This is a genomic window from Pseudoclavibacter sp. AY1F1 (assembly GCF_002931075.1).
Classification (GTDB): Bacteria; Actinomycetota; Actinomycetes; order Actinomycetales; family Microbacteriaceae; genus Pseudoclavibacter.
In genome coordinates this window covers 630598-654247 of record NZ_PSTQ01000001.1, presented here as the reverse complement: position 1 = coordinate 654247, position 23650 = coordinate 630598, and the positions used below count along the sequence as shown (strand labels likewise).

Sequence of the window (23650 nt, the reverse complement as noted above, 5' to 3'; positions counted from 1 at the left end):
CCGTATGATGGCCAGCATGTCTCAGGCCAGTGCACCGAAGCGAGTCCGAATTCGACACTTTCAGACGGCCAAGGCCGCCGGTGAGCGCATCACCGCTCTCACGAGCTATGACGCCATGACCGCTGCGGTGTTTGACGAGGCCGGCATCGACGTCCTCCTCGTCGGCGACTCAGCGGCCACCACGGTGCTCGGAGAGACGTCGACACTCCCCGTCACGGTCGACGAGCTGATTCCCATGGCCCGCTCTGTCGCGCGCGGCGTGTCGCGAGCCCTCGTGGTCGCCGATCTGCCCTTCGGCAGCTACGAGCGCGGGCCGGAACAGGCGCTCGACACCGCCGTGCGCTTCATGAAGGAAGCAGGCGTGCAGGCGGTGAAGCTCGAGGGAGGCGTGCGATCGCAGGCGACCATCAAGCGCATCGTCGAGGCGGGCATCCCCGTCATGGCGCACATCGGCTACACGCCGCAGAGCGAGCACGGGCTCGGCGGTCACGTCGTGCAGGGCAGGGGCGACTCGGCCGATCGCGTGCGAGCAGATGCACGGGCCGTGCAGGAAGCCGGAGCCTTCAGTGTTGTCCTCGAGATGGTGCCCGCTGTTCTCGCGGCCGAGATCACGCGCGAGCTCATGATCCCCACGATCGGCATCGGCGCCGGCGCCGAGTGCGACGGCCAGATCCTTGTGTGGACTGACGCCATGGGCCTCGGCACCGGGCGAGTGCCTCGCTTCGTCCGCAAGTACGCAGATCTGCGCACGACCCTCCTCGACGCGGCCTCCACCTACCGCGACGAGGTCAAGTCAGGCGCGTTCCCCTCCGCGGCAGAGAGCTTTGAAGACCAGACCAGCTGACTAGGCGACGAAGCTCCGAGAGGACCGAGAGGATCGAGAGGTTAGCGGTCCTCTTCTGCCTCTTCCTCAGCCCACGCCTTTGCGCGCTCCTGAAGCTTCTCGGGGGCGCGCTTCGCTTCTGCTTCCGATGAGAATGGGCCGACGAGCTCGGAAGCGAGGGACTGCTTTCCAACCTCGACCTCTCCCGTGCGGGAGTTGTACCAGAATTCCTGTGCATGCGTATCGGTCATAGGCTCAAGCGTATGCCGAAAGACCCGAGAACCGGACTCCTCACGCCCGGACAAAGCGCTCCGCTCCGACCCGTCGCAAGTACGATCACCCGGCCGCCTTATGTCGGCAAGTCAGCGCCGGACAAATGGACGGGCGGGGACGTCTACTCGCCGGACGAGGTCGAGCGCATCGCTCGAGCATCCGCGATCGCAGCGGACGCCCTCCAGCACCTCGAGCAGTACGCGGTTTCCGGCGTCACGACGGACGAGCTCGACGGCATTGCACACGACTTCGTGACTGCCAGAGGCGCATACCCGTCAACGCTCGGCTATCGCGGTTTCCCGAAGGCGAGCTGCACCTCGCTCAACGAGGTCATCTGCCACGGCATCCCCGACAGCACGGTGCTCGAATCCGGCGACATCCTCAATGTCGACATCACTGCCTACTTCGAGGGGATGCACGGCGACACGAACCGCATGTACCTGGTCGGTGACGTCGCCGATGAGTCTCGGCTGCTTGTCGAGCGTACGCACGAGGCGATGATGAGGGGGATAGCAGCGGCCAAGCCCGGGCGCCAGGTGAACATCATCGGCAGGGTCATCGAGAAGTACGCGGGTCGATTCGGCTACGGAGTTGTGCGCGACTACACGGGGCACGGTGTTGGCGGAGCCTTCCACTCCGGCCTGATCATCCCCCACTACGACGCGCCGCAATACAGCACGGTCATCGAGGAGGGCATGGTGTTCACGGTGGAGCCGATGCTCACACTCGGGACCTCGGACTGGCGTCTCTGGGAGGACGGGTGGACGGTGGTCACGGCTGACGGCTCCCGCTGCGCGCAGTGGGAGCACACCGTCGTCGTGACCGCGGATGGTGCTGAGCTCCTCACCGTTCCGACGACCTGAGCCCCTCATCGAATCGAGCAGGACCTCCTGCCGGATATGCTCACTCGCATGGGGAAGAGCAGAGCCACTAAGGCCATCGGCATCGACATCGGCGGAACCGGCATCAAGGGAGCACTTGTCGACCTGCGCACCGGAGAGCTGCTCTCCAAGCGACGGAAGGTGCCGACGCCCGTCGGCGGCGACCCGCGCGAGGTCATCGAGGCGACCATGGAGATCGTCCGCAAGATCTGGGACAAGGACCTCGACGGCGACACCGACGTGCCCGTCGGCATCAGCGTTCCCGCCATCGTCAAGCACGGCGTCACACGGTCCGCCGCGAACATCTCCCCGCTCTGGATCGATTTCGCCGCGCGCGCCGCGTTCTCGGAGGCAGTTGGCCGAGAGGTGGCGCTCGCGAACGACGCCGACGCCGCCGGGATCGCAGAGGTTCGCTTCGGTGTCGCCCATGGACGGCTCGACAGTGTCATCATGACCACGCTCGGAACCGGCATCGGCACCGCAATGTTCTACGGCGGTCACCTGTTCCCGAACAGCGAGCTCGGCCACATCAGCATCGGAGAGCACAGCGACTACGAGAAGTTCGCGTCCTCGAAAGTGCGCGAACGCGAAGAACTCGCGTTCGCAGAGTGGGGTGCGAGACTCACGCCGTACTACCGGCAGCTCGAAGCCCTCTTCTCCCCCGATGTGTTCATCGTCTCCGGGGGAATCTCCAAGCAGGCCGATGAGTTCCTTCACTACATCGATGTGGAGACGCCAATCGTCGTCGCGGAGTTCATGAACAATGCTGGCATCGTCGGGTCCGCCTGTCTCGCAGCAGAGCACTGGGTCTAGCCACTCGCACAGCACAACGCCGGGGGCCGGGAGCTTCACTCGCTCCCGGCCCCCGGCGTTTTCCCACGAAGGCGAGCAGGCCGACCGATACGCCGGGTTCTGTCCCGACCTGGGTCGGGGGCGGCCATCTCTCTCGCTCGCACGTTGCCGCGCGAATCTAGCGGCCTACCCGGGGACTCGGCGAGCCGCGTCAACATCCCCTGTATGGCCTTGCTCCGGACGAGGTTTACCGTGCGGCGTCTGTCACCAGGCGCCCGGTGGGCTCTTACCCCACCCTTTCACCCTTACCCATGCACCCCGAAGGGTGCTGCCGTCTCTCGAGAGAGACGGCAGGGCGGTCTGCTTTCTGTGGCACTGTCTCGCGGGTTTCCCCGGGTGGGCGTTACCCACCGTCCTGCCCTATGGAGCCCGGACGTTCCTCGGCATGGTTTCCCATGACGCGACCGCCTAGTCGACCTGCTCTTCGTCAATGCTATCGCGATCGACGCAGCCTTCTGTTTGTGATGACAGCAGGACCAACTCGAGGCGCTCCCCCGCTGTCCTGCGAAACAACATATTCGGCCAAGGTCTAGGGGCTTCCCACCGCGCGGGACGTCGATTGATAACGACTTAGTGAACGGCGTGGATGAACTCATATGTTCGTGTACGCTCCAAAAGCGCACGGCATTTCCACACGCAGATCTCAGGAATGCAGTGCTCGAACCGTTGCGCTCCAGCAGCGATTTGCGGGCAATGACTGCCCGGAACGACGGTTCGCTCGCAGTCAAGGACTTAAGGAGGAGTTCAATGACAACATCCACGAAGCGGCGCGCCGCAACAGCGGTTGCCGCACTCGCAGTCGCCGGCCTCGGGCTGACAGCCTGTTCCGGTGGACCCGGTGTGCAAAACAACGAGGGCGGCCCCAGCGATAACAAGGTCACCATCTACGGCACCATCGTCGACGCCGAGGCAGAGCTGCTCGAGCAGTCGTGGGCCGGCTGGGCCGAGGAGAACGGCATCGAGATCGTCTACGAGGGCTCCAAGGAGTTCGAGACGCAGATCTCGGTTCGCGCGCAGGGTGGCACCCCACCCGATGTCGCGATCTTCCCGCAGCCTGGGCTCATGGGCGACCTCGCCAGCACCGGCCTTCTCACCGAAGCGCCCGAGGGCGTCGTCAGCAACCTGGAAGAGTACTGGTCGGAAGACTGGAAGACATACTCCTCCTACGACGGAACCGTGTACGGCGCGCCACTCATGGCGAACCTCAAGGGCTTCGTCTGGTACTCCCCGCAGTTCTTCAAGGACAACGGCTACGAAGTGCCCAAGACCTGGGAAGAGCTGGTCACCCTGACGGGCGAGATCCAGAGCAAGACCGGAACCGCGCCCTGGTGCGCAGGCTTCGGCTCGGATGCGGCAACCGGCTGGCCGGGAACCGACTGGATTGAAGACCTCGTGATCCGCATGCACGGCCCAGAGGTCTACGACCAGTGGGTTGCCAACGAGATCCCCTTCACCGACGAGCGCATCCAGGCTTCGTTCGAAGAGGCAGGCAAGATCCTCACGAACCCTGACTACGTCAACGCAGGCTTCGGCGACGTTCGCTCGATCAACTCAACCGCATTCGGCGACGTAGCCCCCAAGCTCGTCGACGGCACGTGCGCGCTGCACCACCAGGCATCCTTCTACGACGGCTTCATCACCGAAGCCGGCGGCACCGTCGGCGAAGACGGCGACGTCTGGGCCTTCATGACCCCTCCTGCTGAGGGTAAGGAACAGGCTGTCACCGGCGGCGGCGAGATCGTCGGCTCGTTCAACTCGGACGAAGACACGGTCAAGGTGCTCGAGTACCTCTCCAGTCCGGAGTGGGCGAACAGCCGCGTCGCACTCGGCGGCGTCATCAGCGCGAACACGGGTCTCGACCCGGCCAACGCAAAGAGCCCGATCCTGCAGGAGTCCATTCAGATCCTCCAGGACCCCGAGACGACCTTCCGCTTCGACGGCTCTGACCTCATGCCTTCGGCAGTGGGCGCAGGCACGTTCTGGAAGGGCATCATCGACTGGATCAACGGCACGGACGTCAACACCGTGACGACCCAGATCGAATCCGGCTGGCCGTCCAGCTAAGCACCCGTGTGGAGCATCCGGCAGTTGCCGGATGCTCCACACGCATTCCACCGCACGGACGACGTCGTCCCCCGCGAACGTGCTTTTCTGCCACCCCGGAAGGTCACAATGGCAAGCTTCTTCACGTGGCTGGCTCAACTGCCGCCACTTCTGCAGGTCCCGATCGTCATCATCGCGTTTCTCGCGGTGGTTGCGCTCATCGTCTACTTCGTTGAGCTCGCGCCAAGGCCCGGTACCAAGTACACGGTCCTCCGCCTCGTGGTCTGCATCGCAGTCCCGGTCGCGCTCGTCTTCATCCTCGGCACCTACACGTGGGCGGCCATCGTCGCCATCGTGCTCGGCGCCCTCCTCTTTTGGCTCGATCACAGGTCGCGCGAAGGTGCCGGCTACCTGATCGGCCTCATCGGCTTCCTGGCTCCGGCGCTGGTCCTCGTGATCATCGGGCTCATCGTGCCGAGCATCCAGACCACCGGCCAGGCGTTCACGAACAAGGCCGGCGACTTTGTCGGTCTCGAGAACTTCATCTGGATCTTCACGCAGCCAAGCGGCATCCGGACAGTCCTCAACACGATTATCTGGGTCGTCGTCACGCCGATCCTGTCCACCGTCGCAGGCCTCGCCTACGCCGTGTTCATCGACAAGTCGCGCGGCGAGAAGTTCCTCAAGGCGCTTGTCTTCATGCCGATGGCTATCTCGTTCGTCGGTGCGTCGATCATCTTCAGGTTCATGTACACGGCGCGCCCTGCCGACCAGGACCAGATCGGCCTCCTCAACCAGATCATCGTCTGGTTCGGTGGGCAGCCGTACGACTTCCTGGCGGAGTCGCCGCTCAACACGTTCTTCCTCATCATCGTGCTCATCTGGGTGCAGACCGGTTTCGCCATGGTCGTGCTCTCCGCGGCCATCAAGGGCGTGCCGATGGACCAGATCGAGGCGGCATCGCTTGACGGCGCTAACCCATGGCAGCGCTTCATCAACGTGACGGTTCCCGGCATCCGCTCGTCGCTCGTCGTCGTCGTGACGACGATCTCGATCGCGTCGCTGAAGGTCTTCGACATCGTTCGCACGATGACCGCAGGCGCCAACGACACGAGCGTCATCGCCAACGAGATGTACACGCAGTTCAAGACCTTCGAGACCGGACGATCGGCCGCCTTCGCGGTTGTGCTGTTCATCCTCGTGCTGCCGATCATCATCTACAACGCGAACCAGATGAAGAAGCAGAGGGAGATCCGATGAGCGCCATCGTTCCAGTTGAACTTCCCGTCGACAAGAAGACGGCGGAGCAGCTCGCACGAGGCGAGAAGACCACAAGCGGCAAGGTGAAGAAGAACCTCACCAGCCGTTGGGCCACGGTCGCGGCGATCGCGATCGCCGTCGTGTGGACCATTCCGACCTTCGGCCTCTTCGTCTCCTCGTTCCGCCCCAAGGCGGAGGTCGTCAGCACCGGTTGGTGGACGATCTTCGAGAACTGGGGCTTCACCTTCGACAACTACGTCGAGGTGCTCGCGTCTGGCAACACGCAGCTGACGATGGCGCAGGCCTTCCTCAACTCGATCGTGATCGCCCTCCCCGCGACGGTCATCCCGCTCGCGATCGCCCTCCTCGCCGCCTACGGGTTCGCGTGGATGGACTTCAAGGGAAAGAACTGGCTGTTCATCCTGGTCTTCGCACTGCAGGTCGTGCCGATCCAGATGGCGCTCGTTCCGCTGCTCCAGCTCTTCGCCCGTGGCGAGATCTTCGGTGTGCCCGTCATCGCCGCCTTCGGCGCCGACGCTGGGTTCGCGCAGGTGTGGATCGCTCACTCGATCTTCGCCATGCCACTGGCGATCTTCCTGCTGCACAACTTCATCGCGGAGATCCCGCGCGAGGTCATCGAAGCTGCTCGGGTCGACGGCGCAAGCCACGGCCAGATCTTCTTCCGCATCATCGTCCCGCTGACGCTTCCCGCCGTGGCATCGTTTGGCATCTTCCAGTTCCTCTGGGTCTGGAACGACCTGCTCGTCGCGCTTGTGTTCGCTGACGGTGCGGTTGCGCCGATGACGAAGCTGCTCGCTGAGATCACGGGCTCCCGTGGTCAGGAATGGCCGCTGCTCACAGCAGGCGCGTTCCTTTCCATTTTGGTCCCGCTCATCGTGTTCTTCTCGCTGCAGCGGTACTTCGTGCGTGGCCTCCTGGCAGGTTCCACGAAGGGCTAGTCACCTGCCGGCACCACCGCGTGCCAGCAACCATCAGATGAGGGGGAGCCGAAAGGCTCCCCCTCATTCGTGTCTCTGCTCGCTGCGTCCACACGGCGCCACACGCCCGCGCCGTGAGAAGCCTTTCGCAGGCGCGGGAGGAGCGAACGGGAAGGCGGACAGATCGTCGACAGAGCGGACAGCAGAACGCCCTCCGCAGATCGTGTGATCTGCGGAGGGCGTTCCGATCTCCTCTGAGGAGTTCCTAGCTAGCTGCGCCGCTCGCGAGAGCGTCGTTCGCCTCCTGCAGGCGGATGGCCTCAGTGAGGGCACCGCTGATGCGCTGCTCGGTCTCCGGGTCGAAGATGTGGATGTGGTCGTTGTCGGTCGTGACGTAGATCGTCTCTCCGACCTCCGGGTGGCTGCGACCGTCGACGCGGGCGACGATGTCCGTGCGCTTGCCGTCGATCATCGAGTGGCCGTAGAGATACCCCTCGGCGCCGAGCTCCTCGACCAGGTCGACCTCGACCTTGAGGCCAGGCTTCTCCTCGCGCGAGATGATGATGTCGTCGGGGCGGACGCCGACCGTGGCGGTGCCCGTCTTGAGCTTCGCCAGCGTCGCACGCTCGAGTGGGATGACGTCGGTGCCGAAGCGCACACCCTCTGAGGTGAGGTCGGCGCCGAAGATGTTCATCGACGGGCTGCCGATGAAGCCTGCGACGAAGACGTTCTTGGGCTTGGCGTACAGCTCACGCGGGGTTCCGACCTGCTGCAGGACGCCGTCCTTGAGGACAGCGATACGGTCGCCCATCGTCAGGGCCTCGGTCTGGTCGTGTGTGACGTAGACGGTGGTGACACCGAGACGACGGGTGAGGCTCGCGATCTGCGTACGCGTCTGCACGCGCAGCTTGGCGTCGAGGTTCGAGAGCGGCTCATCCATGAGGAAGACCTGGGGGCTGCGGACGATGGCGCGGCCCATGGCGACACGCTGACGCTGACCACCCGAGAGCGCCTTCGGCTTGCGGTCGAGGTAGGGCTCGAGGTCGAGGATCTTGGCGGCCTCGAGGACGCGCTTCGCGCGCTCTTCCTTGTTGATGCCGGCGATCTTGAGCGCGAAGCCCATGTTCTCGCCGACCGTCATGTGCGGGTAGAGCGCGTAGCTCTGGAACACCATGGCGATGTCGCGGTCCTTGGGTGGGAGGTGCGTGACGTCGCGGTCGCCGATGAGGATTCGTCCGCGATTGACCTCTTCGAGGCCCGCGAGCATGCGGAGCGACGTGGACTTGCCGCAGCCGGACGGGCCGACGAGGACAAGGAATTCTCCATCGTCGATCTCGAGGTCCAAGCTGTCAACCGCTGGGCGAGCGCCCTCGGTGTAGATGCGCGATGCGCTTTCAAAGGTCACAGTTGCCATAGGAGTACTCCCTCATTACCGGCAGGTACGTGCCGGACGATCCGTAGTAATAGGTGAGGAGCAACGATGCGTTTCACTTCAAGCGACGCCGTCGGCGCTCCGCCACTGAGTATGTCAGAACTCAGCGGCGAGCGCGCGACTTCTTTCGCCTCAGAGTGAAGATTTCTCCGTGCGCACGAGAATCGCCCCGGAATCCGGGCAGATGACGACGTCGTCCGGCGCAGCTCGGCGGATCTTCTCGAGCTCGGGACGGTCGAGCGCGACGTTGGTGCCGGTAGTGATGATGCCGATGAGCTCGGCGGCTCCGACTCCGTAGCGTTCGCGTTGCTTCTCGTAGAGCGCGACGAGGTCGGCCGGCAGCGACCCGAGTACGCTTGCGCGCTGCTCAGCGAGCACGCGGTACTCGCCCTTCAAGTTGTCGCGCGCGGCGTCGCGGAGCACCGCCAGCTCGGTTGCGCGATCCTCCACGCCACGCTGAGACTCGAGCGCACCCTCGTGGGCGGCCGTCTGCTCTTCGACGCGCTGCATGACTTCCAGCTCACCGTCCTCGAGGATCGTTCGGCGGCGCTGCAGCACCTCAATCTCACGTTGCAGGGCTTCGATGTCCTTGCGGCTCGACGCGCCCTGCAAGCGGTCGTTGTCGCGCTTGAGGCGGGCCTCGACCGTCTCCACGTCTGACTCGATTTTCTTGAGTTCGCTGCGTGAATCCTCCAGCTGCCCGAGCAGCTGGACGACCTCAGCGCGGTGCTGCGTTCGTTCCTCGTCGAGGGCGTTCAGGTGGTGCTGCTCCGGCAGGTTCTTCGCGACGTGCTGCACTCGGCGCCGTTTCGTGTCGATCTCGGCGAGCTCCAGCAGACGACGCTGGTCTGCCTCGCTGGCCTTCATGCTCGGCCCACGTTCATGTCTTGGATGGCGTTCATAATGTCCTTATTCTGTCGTGAAGTCGTGTGCTGCCTGCACAGGGCGCGCGCCGGCGCGGGGCGTCACTGGGGAATGGCGAAATCCCACGGATCCGTCCGGAGCTCCGACACCTCGACCTGGAGCTGCGGGAATTCCTCCTGAAGCTCCCGGGCGGCGTAGTCCAGCCACAGCCATTCGCTCGCCCAGTGCGAGGTGTCGATGAGGGCAGGTCCGGTTCCACGGGCGATCGACTGCTCAAGCGACTCCGAGGCCGGGTGGTGGCGGAGATCGCTGGTGATGTAGACGTCGGCGCCAAGGACGGCGGGATCGTTGAGGAGCGAGTCGCCCGCTCCCCCGCACAGTGCGATGGTCTCGACGACTCGTTCAAACGAGCCAGCGGCACGGATGCCCGTCGCTGTCGAGGGAAGGATGCCCGCGAGCTTTCGCGCGAGCGCCCCGAGCGTCGTCGGCTCCCGGAGGACGCCGATGCGGCCGAGTCCTCGCTCAGGGTCGCTGGCTGCAGGGACGATCGGCTTCGAGCCTTCGAGGTCGAGCGCAGCGGCCAGCGCAGCTGAAGTGCCCGTCTGGACGACATCGGCGTTGGTGTGGGCGGCGATGAGTGCGACATCCGCCCGGATGAGCTGCGCGAGCAGTGAGCCCTTCGCGGTCGTCTCTGCCACCGTGGTGACCCCACGCAGAAGCAGCGGGTGGTGGATGAGGAGAAGGTCCGCTGAGGTGTCCACAGCCTCCTGGACGGTGAGCTGCGCAGCATCCACCGCAAGGAGAATTCTGCGAATCTCAGCGTCGAGCGCGCCAGAGACTAGCCCGACCGAATCCCAGGACTCCGCCCCCGAGGATGGCCACTTTCTCTCTACAAAATCGAGCACGTCGCGAAGTCGGGTCACCATAGGCTGATCCTAGCCGCGACGTTCGGGGAATTCGGCGGACTTACCCCGTAGAGTGGGCAGTTCACCGCTCCTTTCCCCCAGGAGTCCTTCTCTTAGAGTTTCCCCCAGGAGACCTCTTGTCAGAACATCAGCGCACTGCTGTACGGAATTCCGCAAAGCGTCCAACTATTCGCGACGTGGCGGCGGTGGCTGGCGTGTCCAAATCTCTTGTCTCGCTCGTCTACAGCGACCCGGAGAAGGTCAGCGAGGCCAGGAAGAGTCGCGTGCTCGCGGCTGCAGAGGAGCTGGGCTTCCGGCCAAACCTGCTCGCCCGCTCGCTCGCCACCAACATGAGCGACTTCATCGGCATCCTCGTCGCCGACCCCGTTAACCCAGTGTTCGCCGAGATCATCGACGCCGCGAGCCTCGAGTTCGACCGGGCAGGTCGCCGCGGTCTGATGACGACGGCTGTGCTCCCGCAGAGCGGAACCGTGCGTCGTCTCAACGAGGGAACCATCGCCACCCTCAGCGATCTTCGCCCCAGGAGCGTCCTCATCGCGGGCTCGCTTCCGGACGTCGCCTCGCTCGGCTCACTCGCCGAGGATCGTCCCGTCGTCGTCGCGTCCGGCCTGTCGGAGGGCCTGCCGAATGCCGGTAGCGTGCGCACCGACGACCGGAAGGGGCTCGCGCTCCTGGTCGAGCACCTCACCTCGCTCGGGCACAGCGACATCGTGCATCTCGGCGGATTGACCGCCGTCGGCCGGAGCAGGGCTGACGCGTACGAGGAGGCCATGACGAAGCACGGCCTCGGCAGCCACGTGCACGTCCAGGACAGCGACTTCACGGAACTCGGCGGCTACATGGCCGCAACAAGCGTGCTGGCGCGGGCAACTCGGCCGACCGCGATCATCGCATCCAACGACCTCGCCGCCCTCGGTGTGCAGCGCGCACTCGATGAGCGCGGGCTCACGCCGGACGACGTCGCGCTCACCGGCTACGACAACTCGTTCCTCGCGTCGATCGCGGGAGTCTCGCTGACATCCGTCGACCCGCACAACGCAGTCATCGGCCGCGAGGCCGCGCGCTGGCTCATCGAAGCAGAGGCCGGCAAGGACTCCCTGCCAAGCGAGTTGCTGGTGGAACCGCGTCTCGTGGTCCGGCGCTCCTCCGGCAAGGGCATCTGAGTCAAGACCTCCTCGACCCGAACGGCCTCGCTGCGGCCCCAGCGGACTCCGAGCTGGTGAACCTGACGCCCCAGGCGGCGCTCCATGTCTGGCCGGCCTCGATGCCGATGAGGTCAGTGCCCGAGTTGAGGGCGTCTGGCGGCGAGGTCATGGGCTCTGCCGCGAAGGCGAGCCCTGTGCCGCCGTGGTGCCCGTCTGGACGCGGGAAGTCGCTTGGCGTGTAGAGCTGGAGATGACGGAAGGCTTCGTCTCCCCACAGCTCGAGGTGCGCGCCGGTTCGCGAACTGAGCGTCAGCAGAACCCGGTCACCTGTCGGGCGAACCCGGAATGCATAGTTGAGGTCGAGCTGACCGACCTCCCGTCCGCGAGTCAGGTCGAACTCTCCGCCGCGCTGGACGGGCTCCGTGCCGATGGGGAGCAGGCGGTCGTCGAGAAGGACACGCTCGACCAGGTCCGACGTCACGACGAGATCCGCGATGGGCTCCTCGCCGATCCGGAAATACGGATGCGCGCCGACCGCGAAGACGGCGTCTCGGGCCCCGAGGTTGGTGACGGTGTGAGTGACCTCGAGGCCGCTCTCGGTGGCCCGGTACCGCACGCAGTGGCGGAGCGTGAAGGGCCATCCGTGCTGTGGGAAGACAGTCGCGCCGAGCTCGATGGTCGAGCCGTCCTTCTGGGCCACCGCGTACTCCGTGTTGCGGAGCAGCCCGTGCGAGGCGTTGCCCTTGCTCGGCTCAGTGAGGTCGAGCTGCTGAGGCCTGCCGTCCAGGAGCCATTTGCCGTCGCGCACCCGATTGGGCCAGGGGAAGAGCGTGATGCCGGCGCCGAACGGCGGGAGGACACCGTCGCCGAAGTCCTCGACGAGTTGGGTGCCGTTAACCTCGAGGGAGCGCAGGACGGCGGCTACCGTGCCGACCTCGACGCGGACCCGATCGTTCTCGAGATCATGCCTGGTTCCGGTGACGGGTGGATGCATGGCTCAACCGTAGCGGCCACCGGCGTGCCTCACGCGCCGCTGGCCCAGTCGCGCAGCACCGCGCGCGCGGCGTGCATCCCCGGCATGCCGTGCACTCCGCCGCCAGGCGGGGTCGACGAGGAGCACACGTACAACCCGCGTCGTCCGGCTCGGTACGGGTGGAGCGTTGGTGCTGGCCTGAACAGCTGCTGCGTGCCTGCGAGGGTCCCTCCCCCGATGTCGCCGCCGACGAGGTTCGGGTTCCACGCTTCGAGGGCGCTCGGCGACCACTCCCGGCGATCGAGGATGACGTCTCCGAACCCGGGGGCGAAGCGCTCGATCTGCGCCTCGAGCCGGGGGCGTACGTCGAGTGAGGCTCCGTTCGGCACGTGCGCGTACGTCCAGAGCACCTGCTTGCCGCCTCGTGTGCGACTCGGGTCCGCGTTGGACTGCTGCGTCACCATGACAAACGGACGATCTGGCATCTCGCCACGGTTGACGGACCGCTCGGCGGCAACGATCTCCCCCATCGTTCCGCCGACGTGCACCGTTCCCGCGCCGGAGACGCGGGCATCCGCCCACGGCACGGAGCCGTCGAGCAGGTAGTCGATCTTGTGGACGCCGACCCCGTACTTCCACCGCGCCAGGTGAGCCGCGTAGCGAGACTCCAGCTGGTCGGGCGCTACCCGCAGGATTTGCTTGGGCGTGAGGTCGAGGAGCACCGCGTCGGCTTCCGGAAGGTCGCGAAGATCGGTGACCTCGGACGTGGTCTCGATGCGGCCACCGTTGGCGATGAGGACCCTCGCGAGCGCATCCGTGATGCTGACCGAGCCTCCCCGGGCGACGGGCCAGCCCGTGCTGTGTCCAAGCGCACCGAAAACGATGCCGAACGCGGCCGTCAGCGGCCGGGTCAACGGCAGGGTCGGGTGCGCTGAGGAGCCTGCGAAGAGGGCTTTAGCCGCACCGCTCCTGAAGAGGAGGCCAGCCAGCGTAGCCGCCGGTAGTGCGCCGGGCAGGCCAAGCCGAACCATGTCGATCGGATGCGGCGGGATGCGCAGGAGCGGCCCCATGGCGTTCTCGACCGTCTCGACTGGGCGGCGCGAAAAGTGCTCGTGGAGCCGCCGCCACGCCGGGCCATCGATGCCGAGTTCCCGCGCGGTCTGCTCGATGTCCCGGTGGAGCATCGCGGCGCGCCCGCCCGGGAGTGGGTGCGCCATCGGGACGACGGGGTGAACCCATTCGAGCCCGTTCCGCTCGAGCTCAAGCTCACGGAAGGCCGGGCTGGCGATACCGAACGGGTGAGCCGCGGCGCCGAGGTCGCTCACGTATCCCTCGCCGAAGAGCTCGGCTGACCTGGATGCTCCCCCGACCTGTGTGTCACGCTCGTAGACGGTGACCTCGACCCCTTGCTTGGCGAGCAGTGCCGCGGCGGTGAGTCCGTTCGGTCCCGCCCCGACGACGATCGCGCTGCGACTCACGACGCGGCGCCGGCCCGCGGCTCCTGTGCGAGGAACCGCTCCTCAACGGAGTCCTGGCTGATGCTCTGGATGAGGTCGATCTGCGTCTGTGCGCGAGCCTCGAGCTCTTCGAGCCCAGCGAGCACCAAGCGCGGGTCGCGCGGCTGTATCGCGATGAGCGCCTCCCACATCGAGAGCTTGGCGCGCACCATGCCGGTGAGCGTGTCGAGTTCGAGCTGCGTGCTCGGCCTCTCGCGGAGGCGCAGGATGTTCACGGGGTTGAAGGTGCCCGCGATACGGGCCGCGTTCGTGAGCCACAGCTTCAGGGCGGACTCCCGGTAGCCGAGCGCCTCGATGAGGGCCAGCAGGTCTCTTCGGTCTGCGGCGATGTGCAGGACGAGCAACCGCATCGTCTTCGCGTGCGGGGTGCCCTCCCAGGTCGCCGTCGCCGACTTGAACGCCCGAAGCCCGGCCTCAGACGCCAGGAGGTGCGCATTGAGGTATCCCGCGTAGACCTCGTGGTCGAATCCTCGTGCCGATGTCATCAAAAGCTCCTGACGATTGTCGTATCCCGATTGTCTCGCGGCCGAAGTCCCGGACCACAAAGGTCGCTGAGGAAGCTCGCAAAGCCTCCCGGGGTGCGGCCGACCCGTCGCGCGGAAGTCACGATGGGGAGCCGCGCGCTCGAGCGGATGATCGCACCGGTGGCGGCCACCGCCGCAACGAGGCCGACGTCCTCGTGTTCTCGCGATGCGGGGAATTCCCCGGCCTTCACGTACGTGGATGCTCGGATCCCGAGATTCGCGCCGTGCACGTGCGGGTGGCCCTCGACGCTTTCGTATCCCTCGAACCACCTCGCGCTCATCGCCGGGTTCTCGGGGTCCGGCGCGAGAAGGACTGTGCCGAGGAGCAGGTCGACCCCGTCGTTGGCGAACTCGAGGTGCTTGGTGAGCCAGTCTGCGGGCACCGTCGAGTCGGCGTCGGTCGAGGCGATCCAGGTCGCACCGATGTCGAGGGCATGCGCATCGTGAGGAGCTTCGAGCGAGAGCGCGACACGGACGCCGTCGCGCCTGGCCATGCCGACGGAGCCGTGCGTGCGCTCGATCACGTGGATGCGCGCGTCGCGGGCCGCTGCGTCCGCGGCGATGCGCGCGCTTGTGTCACGACAGGTGTCGAGCACCAGGAATGTGCTGACACGGACGTTCCTGCACGAGGCCTCGTCAGCGCGCTGAAGGGTGTTCATAGCGTCGGTGAGGGCGCTGAGACAGGCGCCGAGCGTCTGCTCTTCGTCGCGAACCGGCACCACGACCCGCACATCTCGGATGGGCGGTCGTCGCATCAGCGGCTCAGTCACGATCGCACCGCCCGTTCTGCCCGTGGTGCCGGTCGCGGCGACGGCATGTGCTGCGCCGTGGGGTCTTGGCTTGGATCCCCGCGCCACTGCGCGAAGCAGCTTCGGCCGGACCCCGGCTCTCCGTTCTCGTAGACGTCGATGAGCGTGTCGTCTTGCGCGAACGCGGCGAGGCGGCGCATCCCCAGCCTCGCCGCGAGAGCGTGCACGCGGTCGCCGTCGAGGGGCCATCCGACGATGGGCCCACGCCAATGGCACAGCACAAGCGCGCCCGTCGGCGCGAGCGCCCGTCGCGACCGGGTGAGGAGCTCGCAGAGCTCATCCTCGGCGAGGTAGTAGCCCGTCTCGGAGAGCACCACGAGGTTCAGCGTCCCGTCTGGGACTTCGAGCCGGTCCCACTCGTGCGGGAGCGTCGCGAGCACCAGCTGGACGGACGCGGTGCCCGCGATCCGGGCTTCGGCGAGTCGGAGCGCGGCCGCGCTGGCATCAACAGCGATGAGGCGGGAGGATCTCTCAGCCAGCGCCGCGGTGCTCTCGCCAATCGAGCAGCCGATCTCGAGAGCGATCGATGCGTGTGTGTCCGGCAGCATGGCCAGCATCAGGGCGAGCTTTCGTCGCTCGTACCAGCTGGTTCGGAGGCCCCACGGGTCGTCGGCGTCTGTGTGGACGCCATCGAACTCGCTGTTCGCGGAAGTGGAGTCGCGCGTCGCAGGAGCCGTCACCCGAAAGACCTCGAAGTCTCGCTGGAAGTGCTCGAGCTGAGCCTTGCCCAGTACCGGCTCGTCGCCCGCGGCATCCGTGAGTGGCGTGAGCTGTGAAACGTGCGCTCCGAGCGCATCCGACTTACTCATGACGGCCGCTGAGGAGAGAGGCAGTCGCCTCCAATGTCGCCATTCGGTGTCGACGTCCGGCTCGGCCCAATGCCAGAACCAGATTGGGAACTCGAGCAGGAGGGCGCCCGCGTCGAGCGCTGAGCGAGCGAGCGCCTCGCCGACGGCCGCGTGGTCGGGGTGGCCGTCACGCCGATACGGGGCGGCGACTATCACTCGTTTGTTGTCAGAATCCCGGATCAGCTTGTCTGCCGCTGCGGTGATCTCGGCGACGGAATCCGCGAGCGAACCATCCCGAAGCCCCAGCTCCATGGCGTCAGCGCGCCCGGGTTGGACGCCTGCCGGGCCGGCGATCCGTCGCGCGCTGCTGCGCAGCTCTCGCAGAGCAGCGTCGAACTCGGCTCGGCGGGTCACCGCCAGCTGCTCGGCGCTGACACTGGGCGACGCCGGATGCGATGCCTCACCCCGGGTGCACAGCAGCACCGTCACGTTGGCGCCCGCAGCGAGTGCGGTCACGATGAGGCCTGCGGCGCCAAGGCACTCGTCGTCGGGATGGGCGGCACCGACCAGGAGCATCGTGCCAGGACCGAAATCGATTCCCGGCGCCTCGGCGTCCAGGACGGGCAAGTTGTCGAGGTCCACGCGTCGCCAGACCGCCTCGGCCGTTCCCGTCTGCAGGTGCGTGAATTCGGGATGCGCCGCACCGATCATGCGTCTCCATCCTCGCGACTTGGCAGTGGGTGGGCGACACGCGCCGCGGCGAGGAGATCCGTGCCGTGAGCTGCGTCGTCTCGTGCACCGTGGTGCTGCCTGAGATACATGGTGAGGTCGGCGACGCGTCGCGCGTGATCGGCATCGAAGGCCAACGGTCCCGGGCCGAGCGCTTCGCCGCAGATCTCGAGCAGACGCCAGCACGCGCTGGCCGTGTTGCCCCGAACGCGCTGCGCGAGCGCCCAATCGGCGGTTCCGGCGTCGACCCGGTCGGCCGCGTCATCGAGCTGGACCCGCAGACCGTGCAGCAGACGGTCTGCCTCGCCGAGCCACGCAAACCCGAGCTGGTCCGGTTCACGCGTCTCGGCCGCATCCAACAAGGTCCGCCCGAGGGAGACGGCCGCACCGAACCACACGGCCGCGACACCGATGCCGCCCCACGCGAAGCCGGGCCGCGAGGTGTACCAGTCAGGTCCGTCGCCGATGACTCTCACGCCGGCTCCGCTCAGGTCGAGCGGCCCGCTCGGAACCCCGCGGAGACCCGTGAGCGGCGTGCCGCCCTCGCTCGGTGCGACTTCGTCCTGTCTGAGATCAAGCACGAACATCCACTCACCCTGCGCGTCCGAGGCCGTCACGAGGGCGAAATCGAGGTGCGCTGCGAGGGAGCACCAACGCTTTCTGCCCGTCAGCACCGCGTCGGGACCGCTCGCGAGCGGATCGCGCGCAGATTGCCATTGGATCGCGACGGGCGACGCCGAGGCGAAAACGCCCCAAGCCTGCCCATCCTCCATGGAAGCGCCTGACTGGCCGAGGATCGCCGCCGCGTCGAAGTGCGGTTCGACGACACGGGCAGCGGTGAGGTCGAGACCGCCGAGAGACGCGAGGAGCCGGAAGAGCGCGCGAGTCCTCCCCGCTCCGGGAACGGGTGGCGCGGGTACTTCACGCAGGATCTTGAGCATCGTCTCAGCGTCACCGTCGCAGGTCGCGGCGGCCTCGAGGACGCGACCGGTGCCATCCCAGAAGTCGACCTCGACGTCTGTCGGGTCAGAGAGTTCAGGCACGTGATCTCCTTTTCGAACGCCGGACATACGCGGGACGCCAACTGCACCGATCTCAGCACGCTACGCACGTCAACCGGGAGGCACCGGAAGGGTTGACAGGGGCTGAGCGACCCACTAACTGCGCGCGCTCACGAGTAGCGGCTGACGTTCAGGCACGCGGAGGAAACTCCCACGGAGTCGACCGCGCCGTCACGTAGCGTCGTCACCCTCATGACGAAGACTCCCCCCGGACTTCCCCTTCGCGACTACGCCGCCATCGGCGATGGTCGCACCGTTGCCCTCGTCGCGCCGAACGGCCGCGTCGACTGGTTGCCCCTGCCCAACCTCGACTCGCTCCCCGTCTTCGCTCGAATTCTCGACGAGGAGACCGGCGGATTTATCGAGCTGGTGCCAGAGAGCGAGTTCACTTCGACGAGGCGCTACATCGAGCGCACGAACGTGCTCGAGACCACCTTCACGACCGCGAATGGCGTCGCCCGAGTGACGGACGCGATGGTCACGGGTGTTGCAGGTCGGCTCCCCTGGGCCGAACTCGCGCGTCGAGTCGACGGCATCAAGGGCTCGGTCGAGTTCACCTGGCAAGTCACTCCCGGAACGATGCTCGGCACGAGGTCTCCGTGGCTGGACCGAGTGGGCGAGCACACGGTCATCCGCTGCGGGGACCTGTCGATGGCCGTCGTCGGAACTGAGCACGGGGCCGCGATTGCCGACGCGGCAAGCCCAGAGCCCGCCGAGCTGCACGGCAGCTTCACCGCCTCTGTCGATTCTCGCCACTTGCTTGTCCTCACCGCCACGGAGGGCGAACCCCTCCGCGTGCCGGACCCGGAGAAGGTTGACGAGGGCATAGACCGAACCGTCAGGAGCTGGCTCAGGTGGTCAGAGGAATTCTCCTACGACGGTCCGTGGGCGGACCAGGTGCAGCGCAGCGCGCTCGCCCTGAAGCTCCTCATCTTCAGCCCGACGGGTGCCATCGCCGCGGCTGCGACGACCTCGCTCCCCGAGAACCCCGCCGGCGGCAAGAACTGGGACTACCGCTTCGCCTGGATCCGCGATCTCGCCTACACCGCTCACTCCTTGACGTGGTTCGGGCTTCGCGAGGAGACGCACGCCGCGATCTCCTGGCTGCTTCGGACGATCCGGGAGCAGAGCCCCGACATCTACGTCATGTACACGTTGGACGGGGCGACGTGCGCCGGCGTCGAGAACTACGACGTGCCCGGTTGGCGAGGCAACTCCCCCGTCGTCACAGGCAACCCCGCACAAGGGCAGCTCCAGCTCGGCATCTACGGCGACCTCATCGCGATCAGCCGCACGTACGTCGATGACGGCAACCTGCTGGATGTCGAGACGGCACGATTGCTCGCGAAAGTCGCCGACAAGGCCTGCGACGACTGGCGCAAGCGAGACGCAGGCATGTGGGAGCTCGGCGATGAGCAGCACTACGCGTCCTCCAAAATGGGCTGCTGGCAGGCACTCACCGATGCCGTCGCGCTCGCGGAAGGCTTGCACATCGAGGGCGACGTGGATCGGTGGCGGGCGGAACGCGACCGCATCCGGGAATGGACAATCGAGCACTGCTGGTCAGACGACCTCAAGAGCTACGTCATGCATCCCGGGTCCGATCGTCTCGACGCCTCGGTGCTGCTGCACGCTCCGAGCGGCTTCGACCGGGGCGAGCGAATGTCATCCACCATCGATGCCCTGACAGAGGAACTCGGCTCGGGACACTTGCTCTATCGCTACTCCGGCGTCGACGCCGAGGAGCACACGTTCGTGGCCTGCGCATTCTGGCGCGTCTCCGCGCTCGCGTGCGTCGGCAGGCACGACGAGGCGGTCGCAGCCATGGAAGCACTGGTGACGCAGACGAACGACGTCGGCCTGCTCGCGGAGATGATCGCCGCCGGCGACGGCGCCTTCTGGGGCAATCTCCCCCAGGGGCTCAGTCACCTCGCCCTCATCAACGCAGCCCTCATGATCAAGGAACTGGCCCAAGAGGAGGAGCACCATGGCAGCTGAACCGCGCATCTTCCGCGAACTCCGCTCGATACTCGTCGAGAGCATCTGGTGGGATGCACGCACGGAGGAACTGGCCTGGGTGGACATTGCCGAAGGAACGTTCCACCTCGCCGAGCTCGGCGGCCCCGTGAACGGCAGCGCAGACCGCGTGGCCGCTCTCCCAGCCCCGGTCAGCGCCGTCCAGCCCGCCGCGGGAGGCGGATTCGTCGCGTCGCTGCAGGACCGCATCGTCGAACTCGACTCCGCCGGCACACTGACGAAGACCATCGCCTCCGTTGAGCATTCACACGGCGGAATCCGCTTCAACGAAGGAAAGATCGACCCGTTCGGACGCTTCGTCGTGGGGTCGATGAACACAACCTCGCCAGCGGCCGACGGGGCCCTCTACACGTTCGACGCCGAGGGTACGGTGCGGATGCTGCTCGGTGGGTTCCACACGACGAACGGCCTCGAGTGGAGCGAGTCAGGCGACACGATGTATGTGACGGACACCTCAACGCAGACCATCTACCGCGCGAGCTACGGACCCGGGCCAGACGACCTGGGTGAGCTCGAGCCCTTCATCACAGGTCGGAATTCGGATGGGCTGGCTCGTGCCGTCGACGGCACGTTCTGGAACGGCATCTACGGCGCGGGACGCGTCGCTCACTGGGATGCCGATGGCCGTCCCCTCGGAGATCTGAGCCTCCCGACGCCGAACGTGACCTCTGTCGCGTTCGGCGGCGAAGGTCTCGCGACCCTGTTCGTCGGCACCGCACGCGAGAACCTCACGGAGCACGACCTGGTCGACGCACCGCTCAGCGGCTCAATCTTCGCTTTCGACTCGGCCGGGCGAGGCCGTGCCACCTACGAGTTCGGGTCGAGTGCCGCAACGAGGTGACCAGAGCGGCACCCGGACTTTCCAGACCACCATCGCACGAACCACCCAGACGGGAGATACAGACATGGATCTAGGCATCACCGGCAAGAAAGCGCTCATCACGGGCGGCGACTCTGGCATCGGCTGGGAGACCGCGAAACAGCTCCTCGAGGAGGGTGCCATCGTCGTCCTGAGTGATAAGGACGCGGCTTCGCTCGAGGAGGCGGCTGCCAAGCTCGACGCGCCGGAGGGCAGGCTCTACGCGCATGCCACCGACATCACGAAACTCGACGAGCTCGCCGAGCTGCACGGCTTCGTGCAAGAGCACGTCGGCGACATCGACATCCTCGTGCAGTCCGCCGGCGTCACGGGCGCCCAGGGACTCTTCCACGAAATCGACGACGAAGGATGGACCAAGACCGTCGAGATCGACCTCCTCGGCCCGGTTCGCCTGGTTCGCCAGTTCCTCCCCTCGCTTCGTAGGGGAGGTTGGGGGCGACTCGTGTTCCTCGCCTCAGAGGACGCGGTCCAGCCCTACGACGACGAGCTGCCGTACTGCGCGGCGAAGGCGGGCATCCTCGCTCTCTCGAAGGGCCTCTCCCGCAGCTACGCGTCGGAGGGGCTGCTCGTGAACGCCGTCTCACCCGCGTTCATCTCCACGCCCATGACCGACGCGATGATGAAGAAACGCGCTCAGGAGCTCGGCACAAGCGTCGACGAGGCCATCGAATCGTTCCTCGACGAGGAGCGACCGTACATGGAGCTCGGCCGTCGTGGCGAGCCGACCGAGGTCGCCTCGGTCATCGCGTTCCTCTGCTCCGACCGGGCCTCGTTCGTGAACGGCTCGAACTACCGGGTCGACTCCGGCTCGGTCGCGACCATCTAGACACAACCCAACCGCGAGTAGTCCCCCGCTGCCCGCATCCTCATCCCCATCTCGAAACCCCATCCCTAGGAGTCTCACCATGGCAAACCAGTACACCTTCACCGACCCGACGAAGCTCTACAGCGAGATCGATCCGAACTCCGACGACCAGACCGAGCCCGGTCTCGACTCGAAGCTGCGCGACACCGCCGACCTCGGCGAGAGCACTTACGAGGGAACGGGGCGCCTCAAAGGCCGCCGAGCTCTCATCACCGGCGGCGACTCAGGAATCGGCGCCGCGACGGCAATCGCGTTCGCCCGCGAAGGTGCCGATGTCGCCATTGCCTATCTTCCACAGGAGCAAGAAGACGCCGATCGAATCACCGCGATCGCGCAGGACGCCGGCGTCAACGTCGTGCAGCTGCCCGGTGACCTGACAGACGAGAAGTACGTCAAGGGCCTCGCGGATGCCGCCGTCGCGAAGCTGGGCGGGCTCGACATCCTCGTCAACAACGCCGGCAAGCAGATCTACAACGACGACCTGACGACGCTCACGAGCGAGCAGTTCGACGAGACCTTCAAGGTCAACGTGTACGCAATGTTCGAGATCTCGAAGGCTGCGATCCCACACCTCCCGCCGGGGTCGACGATCATCAACACGACGTCGATCCAGGCGTACTCGCCCGCTGCGATCCTTGTCGACTACGCCTCCACGAAGGCGACCATCAACGCCTTCACCAAGGGGCTCGCGCAGCAGCTCGCGCCGAAGGGCATCCGCGTCAACGCGGTTGCTCCCGGCCCCATCTGGACTCCCCTGCAGGTGACGGATGGACAGCCGCCGGAGAAGGTCGAGGAGTTCGGCGAGGACACGCCGCTTGGTCGCATGGGGCAGCCCGCAGAGCTCGCACCGGCCTACGTTTTCCTGGCCTCGCCTGAATCGAGCTACGTGCTCGGCGAGACACTCAACGTGAACGGTGGCATGCCCACCCCATAGCGTTCGCAGCGCGAGCTGATGAGGACGCCCGAGTCTCAGGCTCGGGCGTCTTCGCCTGTGTCGGCCGTCAGGCACTCGTCGCGGGCCGTGGGGCAGGTGACCGTCACGGTCGTCCCGGTCTTGTTCGTCTCGAAGCGAATGCGCGCGTGCACAAGGGCCGCCCGCTGGCGCATGGAGGAGATGCCGTAGCTTCCCGATGCGAGCTCCTCGAGCGGAGCGGGGGCTCCCTGCCCGTCGTCCGTGATGGTGAGCACGAGCGTCGAAGGTCGCCAGAGGAGGACCACGTCGATCCGGCTCGCGAAGGCGTGCCGGCGAGCATTCCGGATGGCTTCGATGGCGAGCGCGTGGAGCGCCTCTGCCGCGGCCGGCGAGACCTGCCCCCTGGCGCCGATCTCCGTGACTTCGACAGGGGTCAGAGCCTGCTGCGTGCATCCGGCGTATTCGAGCAGCGATTCGGGGAAGCCGGAAGGGGCCGGCTGCCCCAGATCCCAGCTGAGTGCGCGAACCAGCGCCGCGGCGCTCGCCGACTGCTCTCCGGTCAGTTCGGGCAGGACCGCCTCCCGGAGCCGCCGCGCGAGTCGAAGCTCGGCAACGCGCTCCACGCCATCGAGCTGTGTGCGCAGCGTCTCCGCGTACGCAAGCGCGCCAGGGACGAACCTGCCGAAGACGCTCGCATGCAGGACCTGCGCGACAATCACGGTCGGCACGGGCATGCGAGTGGCAAACGCGGGAAGTGCGACTTCGAAGAGCACGTTGGCTGAGACGAGGGGTTGAGCTGGATGCAGCCCCTGCGCGAGGAGCACCTCCGCCGTCGCCCGCATGAGTCCCAGATCGAGTGCAGCCGGTGCTTGCAGGTGACCATAGTCGCGAAGGCCCGCGAGCCTGGTCCAGGCCTCGGTGAGGATCTCCACAACGTGCGCACGGAAGACGGGGTCGAGTTCGCTATCGACCATGGCGGCATCGCCGCGTTCGAGCAGCAGCGCACTGGTTGCCTCGACCACCTCGTCGAGGGCGTCGGCCAGGCCGGACTCGGTCGAGGAGAGCGCGCGGTCGCGAAGGAGGGAGTCGTCGGTCACGGTCTCGATCCTAGGAGTGC

22 protein-coding genes and 1 other RNA gene are annotated in these 23650 nt (G+C 66.3%); 11 read left to right on the top strand and 12 right to left on the bottom strand.

Translation table 11 applies throughout. The annotated features are described in order from the left end of the window. Window positions 1–16: 16 nt before the first annotated feature. Complete coding sequence (panB, locus tag C5B85_RS03075; protein ID WP_258070553.1) at window positions 17–844, top strand: 3-methyl-2-oxobutanoate hydroxymethyltransferase; 828 nt, start codon at window positions 17–19, stop codon at window positions 842–844. 41 nt (window positions 845–885) lie between these two features. Here panB and C5B85_RS03070 read toward each other — a convergent pair whose 3' ends face one another. Continuing rightward, complete coding sequence (locus C5B85_RS03070; protein WP_104284562.1) at window positions 886–1074, bottom strand: hypothetical protein; 189 nt, start codon at window positions 1072–1074, stop codon at window positions 886–888. A 12-nt stretch (window positions 1075–1086) separates the two neighbouring features. Here C5B85_RS03070 and map point away from each other — a divergent pair, with 12 nt between their 5' ends. Both map and ppgK read left to right on the top strand, forming a co-directional pair. After that, window positions 1087–1959: a type I methionyl aminopeptidase gene (gene map / locus C5B85_RS03065; RefSeq protein ID WP_104284561.1), complete on the top strand. Its 873-nt coding sequence runs from the start codon at window positions 1087–1089 to the stop codon at window positions 1957–1959. A gap of 48 nt (window positions 1960–2007) precedes the next feature. Further along, window positions 2008–2790, top strand: a complete 783-nt coding sequence (ppgK, locus tag C5B85_RS03060; RefSeq protein WP_068483611.1) for a polyphosphate--glucose phosphotransferase — start codon at window positions 2008–2010, stop codon at window positions 2788–2790. Window positions 2791–2862: 72 nt separating this feature from the next. Here ppgK and rnpB read toward each other — a convergent pair. Further along, an RNA gene (gene rnpB / locus C5B85_RS03055) (RNase P RNA component class A) lies at window positions 2863–3249 on the bottom strand. A gap of 327 nt (window positions 3250–3576) precedes the next feature. Between rnpB and C5B85_RS03050 the strand changes: the two genes are divergently transcribed. The 3 genes from C5B85_RS03050 (at window position 3577) to C5B85_RS03040 (ending at window position 7091) form a co-directional block, all read left to right on the top strand. Continuing rightward, on the top strand, window positions 3577–4893 hold the full coding sequence (locus C5B85_RS03050) for an ABC transporter substrate-binding protein (RefSeq protein WP_104284560.1): 1317 nt from the start codon (window positions 3577–3579) through the stop codon (window positions 4891–4893). Window positions 4894–5001: 108 nt separating this feature from the next. After that, window positions 5002–6132, top strand: a complete 1131-nt coding sequence (locus C5B85_RS03045) for a carbohydrate ABC transporter permease (RefSeq protein WP_068492550.1) — start codon at window positions 5002–5004, stop codon at window positions 6130–6132. Continuing rightward, entirely contained in the window at window positions 6129–7091 is a 963-nt protein-coding gene (locus tag C5B85_RS03040; RefSeq protein ID WP_104284559.1) for a carbohydrate ABC transporter permease, read from the top strand. The genes C5B85_RS03045 and C5B85_RS03040 overlap by 4 nt, the downstream gene beginning before the upstream one ends. 244 nt (window positions 7092–7335) lie before the next feature. On the opposite strand, the gene C5B85_RS03035 is transcribed toward C5B85_RS03040, so the two are convergent. The 3 genes from C5B85_RS03035 to C5B85_RS03025 all read right to left on the bottom strand — a co-directional run bounded on the left by C5B85_RS03035 (window position 7336) and on the right by C5B85_RS03025 (window position 10292). Further along, a complete protein-coding gene (locus C5B85_RS03035) occupies window positions 7336–8484 on the bottom strand; it encodes an ABC transporter ATP-binding protein (protein ID WP_068479005.1) in 1149 nt (382 codons plus the stop codon). A 150-nt stretch (window positions 8485–8634) separates the two neighbouring features. Beyond that, a complete protein-coding gene (locus C5B85_RS03030) occupies window positions 8635–9369 on the bottom strand; it encodes a zinc ribbon domain-containing protein (RefSeq protein WP_104284558.1) in 735 nt (244 codons plus the stop codon). A gap of 98 nt (window positions 9370–9467) precedes the next feature. Further along, complete coding sequence (locus C5B85_RS03025; RefSeq protein WP_104284557.1) at window positions 9468–10292, bottom strand: Nif3-like dinuclear metal center hexameric protein; 825 nt, start codon at window positions 10290–10292, stop codon at window positions 9468–9470. Between the two features lie 176 nt (window positions 10293–10468). Between C5B85_RS03025 and C5B85_RS03020 the strand changes: the two genes are divergently transcribed. Continuing rightward, entirely contained in the window at window positions 10469–11455 is a 987-nt protein-coding gene (locus tag C5B85_RS03020) for a LacI family DNA-binding transcriptional regulator (RefSeq protein ID WP_258070552.1), read from the top strand. Window position 11456: 1 nt separating this feature from the next. On the opposite strand, the gene C5B85_RS03015 is transcribed toward C5B85_RS03020, so the two are convergent. From C5B85_RS03015 to C5B85_RS02990, 6 genes are read right to left on the bottom strand one after another with little or no spacing between them, the layout of a single operon-like run. Continuing rightward, complete coding sequence (locus C5B85_RS03015; protein WP_104284555.1) at window positions 11457–12431, bottom strand: aldose 1-epimerase family protein; 975 nt, start codon at window positions 12429–12431, stop codon at window positions 11457–11459. A gap of 29 nt (window positions 12432–12460) precedes the next feature. Beyond that, a complete protein-coding gene (locus C5B85_RS03010; protein ID WP_104284554.1) occupies window positions 12461–13888 on the bottom strand; it encodes an NAD(P)/FAD-dependent oxidoreductase in 1428 nt (475 codons plus the stop codon). Further along, a complete protein-coding gene (locus C5B85_RS03005; protein WP_104284553.1) occupies window positions 13885–14412 on the bottom strand; it encodes a hypothetical protein in 528 nt (175 codons plus the stop codon). Before C5B85_RS03005 ends, C5B85_RS03010 begins: the two co-directional genes overlap by 4 nt. Next, window positions 14412–15221 carry a glycosyltransferase gene (locus C5B85_RS03000; protein ID WP_181064245.1) on the bottom strand — a complete coding sequence of 270 codons (810 nt, stop codon included), beginning with the start codon at window positions 15219–15221 and terminating at the stop codon, window positions 14412–14414. The genes C5B85_RS03005 and C5B85_RS03000 overlap by 1 nt, the downstream gene beginning before the upstream one ends. Then, window positions 15218–16759 (bottom strand): bifunctional PIG-L family deacetylase/class I SAM-dependent methyltransferase, encoded by a 1542-nt coding sequence (locus tag C5B85_RS02995; protein WP_104284551.1) that lies wholly within the window; start codon window positions 16757–16759, stop codon window positions 15218–15220. Before C5B85_RS02995 ends, C5B85_RS03000 begins: the two co-directional genes overlap by 4 nt. Further along, entirely contained in the window at window positions 16756–17820 is a 1065-nt protein-coding gene (locus C5B85_RS02990) for an acyl-CoA dehydrogenase family protein (protein ID WP_104284550.1), read from the bottom strand. Before C5B85_RS02990 ends, C5B85_RS02995 begins: the two co-directional genes overlap by 4 nt. Before the next feature lie 210 nt (window positions 17821–18030). Here C5B85_RS02990 and C5B85_RS02985 point away from each other — a divergent pair, with 210 nt between their 5' ends. The 4 genes from C5B85_RS02985 (at window position 18031) to C5B85_RS02970 (ending at window position 22554) form a co-directional block, all read left to right on the top strand. Continuing rightward, window positions 18031–19836: a glycoside hydrolase family 15 protein gene (locus tag C5B85_RS02985; RefSeq protein WP_104284549.1), complete on the top strand. Its 1806-nt coding sequence runs from the start codon at window positions 18031–18033 to the stop codon at window positions 19834–19836. Next, window positions 19826–20716: an SMP-30/gluconolactonase/LRE family protein gene (locus tag C5B85_RS02980; RefSeq protein WP_104284548.1), complete on the top strand. Its 891-nt coding sequence runs from the start codon at window positions 19826–19828 to the stop codon at window positions 20714–20716. The genes C5B85_RS02985 and C5B85_RS02980 overlap by 11 nt, the downstream gene beginning before the upstream one ends. Before the next feature lie 64 nt (window positions 20717–20780). Continuing rightward, window positions 20781–21581, top strand: a complete 801-nt coding sequence (locus C5B85_RS02975; RefSeq protein ID WP_104284547.1) for an SDR family NAD(P)-dependent oxidoreductase — start codon at window positions 20781–20783, stop codon at window positions 21579–21581. A 79-nt stretch (window positions 21582–21660) separates the two neighbouring features. Beyond that, the gene (locus C5B85_RS02970) at window positions 21661–22554 is read left to right on the top strand and encodes an SDR family oxidoreductase (RefSeq protein WP_104284546.1); all 894 of its coding nucleotides are present in this window, start codon (window positions 21661–21663) and stop codon (window positions 22552–22554) included. Window positions 22555–22589: 35 nt separating this feature from the next. On the opposite strand, the gene C5B85_RS02965 is transcribed toward C5B85_RS02970, so the two are convergent. Continuing rightward, window positions 22590–23630, bottom strand: coding sequence for a sensor histidine kinase (locus C5B85_RS02965; protein ID WP_104284545.1), 1041 nt, complete (start codon window positions 23628–23630; stop codon window positions 22590–22592). Window positions 23631–23650 lie beyond the last annotated feature (20 nt).

Excerpts from the sequence above, each read along its gene's own strand:
- C5B85_RS02980 (WP_104284548.1), top strand. The coding sequence starts at position 19,826 with ATGGCAGCTGAACCGCGCATCTTCCGCGAACTCCGCTCGATACTCGTC.
- C5B85_RS03045 (WP_068492550.1), top strand. The coding sequence starts at position 5,002 with ATGGCAAGCTTCTTCACGTGGCTGGCTCAACTGCCGCCACTTCTGCAG.
- map (WP_104284561.1), top strand. The coding sequence starts at position 1,087 with ATGCCGAAAGACCCGAGAACCGGACTCCTCACGCCCGGACAAAGCGCT.
- C5B85_RS03035 (WP_068479005.1), bottom strand. The coding sequence starts at position 8,484 with ATGGCAACTGTGACCTTTGAAAGCGCATCGCGCATCTACACCGAGGGC.
- C5B85_RS02975 (WP_104284547.1), top strand. The coding sequence starts at position 20,781 with ATGGATCTAGGCATCACCGGCAAGAAAGCGCTCATCACGGGCGGCGAC.
- C5B85_RS03015 (WP_104284555.1), bottom strand. The coding sequence starts at position 12,431 with ATGCATCCACCCGTCACCGGAACCAGGCATGATCTCGAGAACGATCGG.
- ppgK (WP_068483611.1), top strand. The coding sequence starts at position 2,008 with ATGGGGAAGAGCAGAGCCACTAAGGCCATCGGCATCGACATCGGCGGA.
- C5B85_RS02970 (WP_104284546.1), top strand. The coding sequence starts at position 21,661 with ATGGCAAACCAGTACACCTTCACCGACCCGACGAAGCTCTACAGCGAG.
- C5B85_RS02985 (WP_104284549.1), top strand. The coding sequence starts at position 18,031 with ATGACGAAGACTCCCCCCGGACTTCCCCTTCGCGACTACGCCGCCATC.
- C5B85_RS03025 (WP_104284557.1), bottom strand. The coding sequence starts at position 10,292 with ATGGTGACCCGACTTCGCGACGTGCTCGATTTTGTAGAGAGAAAGTGG.
- C5B85_RS03070 (WP_104284562.1), bottom strand. The coding sequence starts at position 1,074 with ATGACCGATACGCATGCACAGGAATTCTGGTACAACTCCCGCACGGGA.
- C5B85_RS03005 (WP_104284553.1), bottom strand. The coding sequence starts at position 14,412 with ATGACATCGGCACGAGGATTCGACCACGAGGTCTACGCGGGATACCTC.
- C5B85_RS03030 (WP_104284558.1), bottom strand. The coding sequence starts at position 9,369 with ATGAAGGCCAGCGAGGCAGACCAGCGTCGTCTGCTGGAGCTCGCCGAG.
- C5B85_RS03040 (WP_104284559.1), top strand. The coding sequence starts at position 6,129 with ATGAGCGCCATCGTTCCAGTTGAACTTCCCGTCGACAAGAAGACGGCG.
- C5B85_RS03050 (WP_104284560.1), top strand. The coding sequence starts at position 3,577 with ATGACAACATCCACGAAGCGGCGCGCCGCAACAGCGGTTGCCGCACTC.
- panB (WP_258070553.1), top strand. The coding sequence starts at position 17 with ATGTCTCAGGCCAGTGCACCGAAGCGAGTCCGAATTCGACACTTTCAG.
- C5B85_RS02995 (WP_104284551.1), bottom strand. The coding sequence starts at position 16,759 with ATGATCGGTGCGGCGCATCCCGAATTCACGCACCTGCAGACGGGAACG.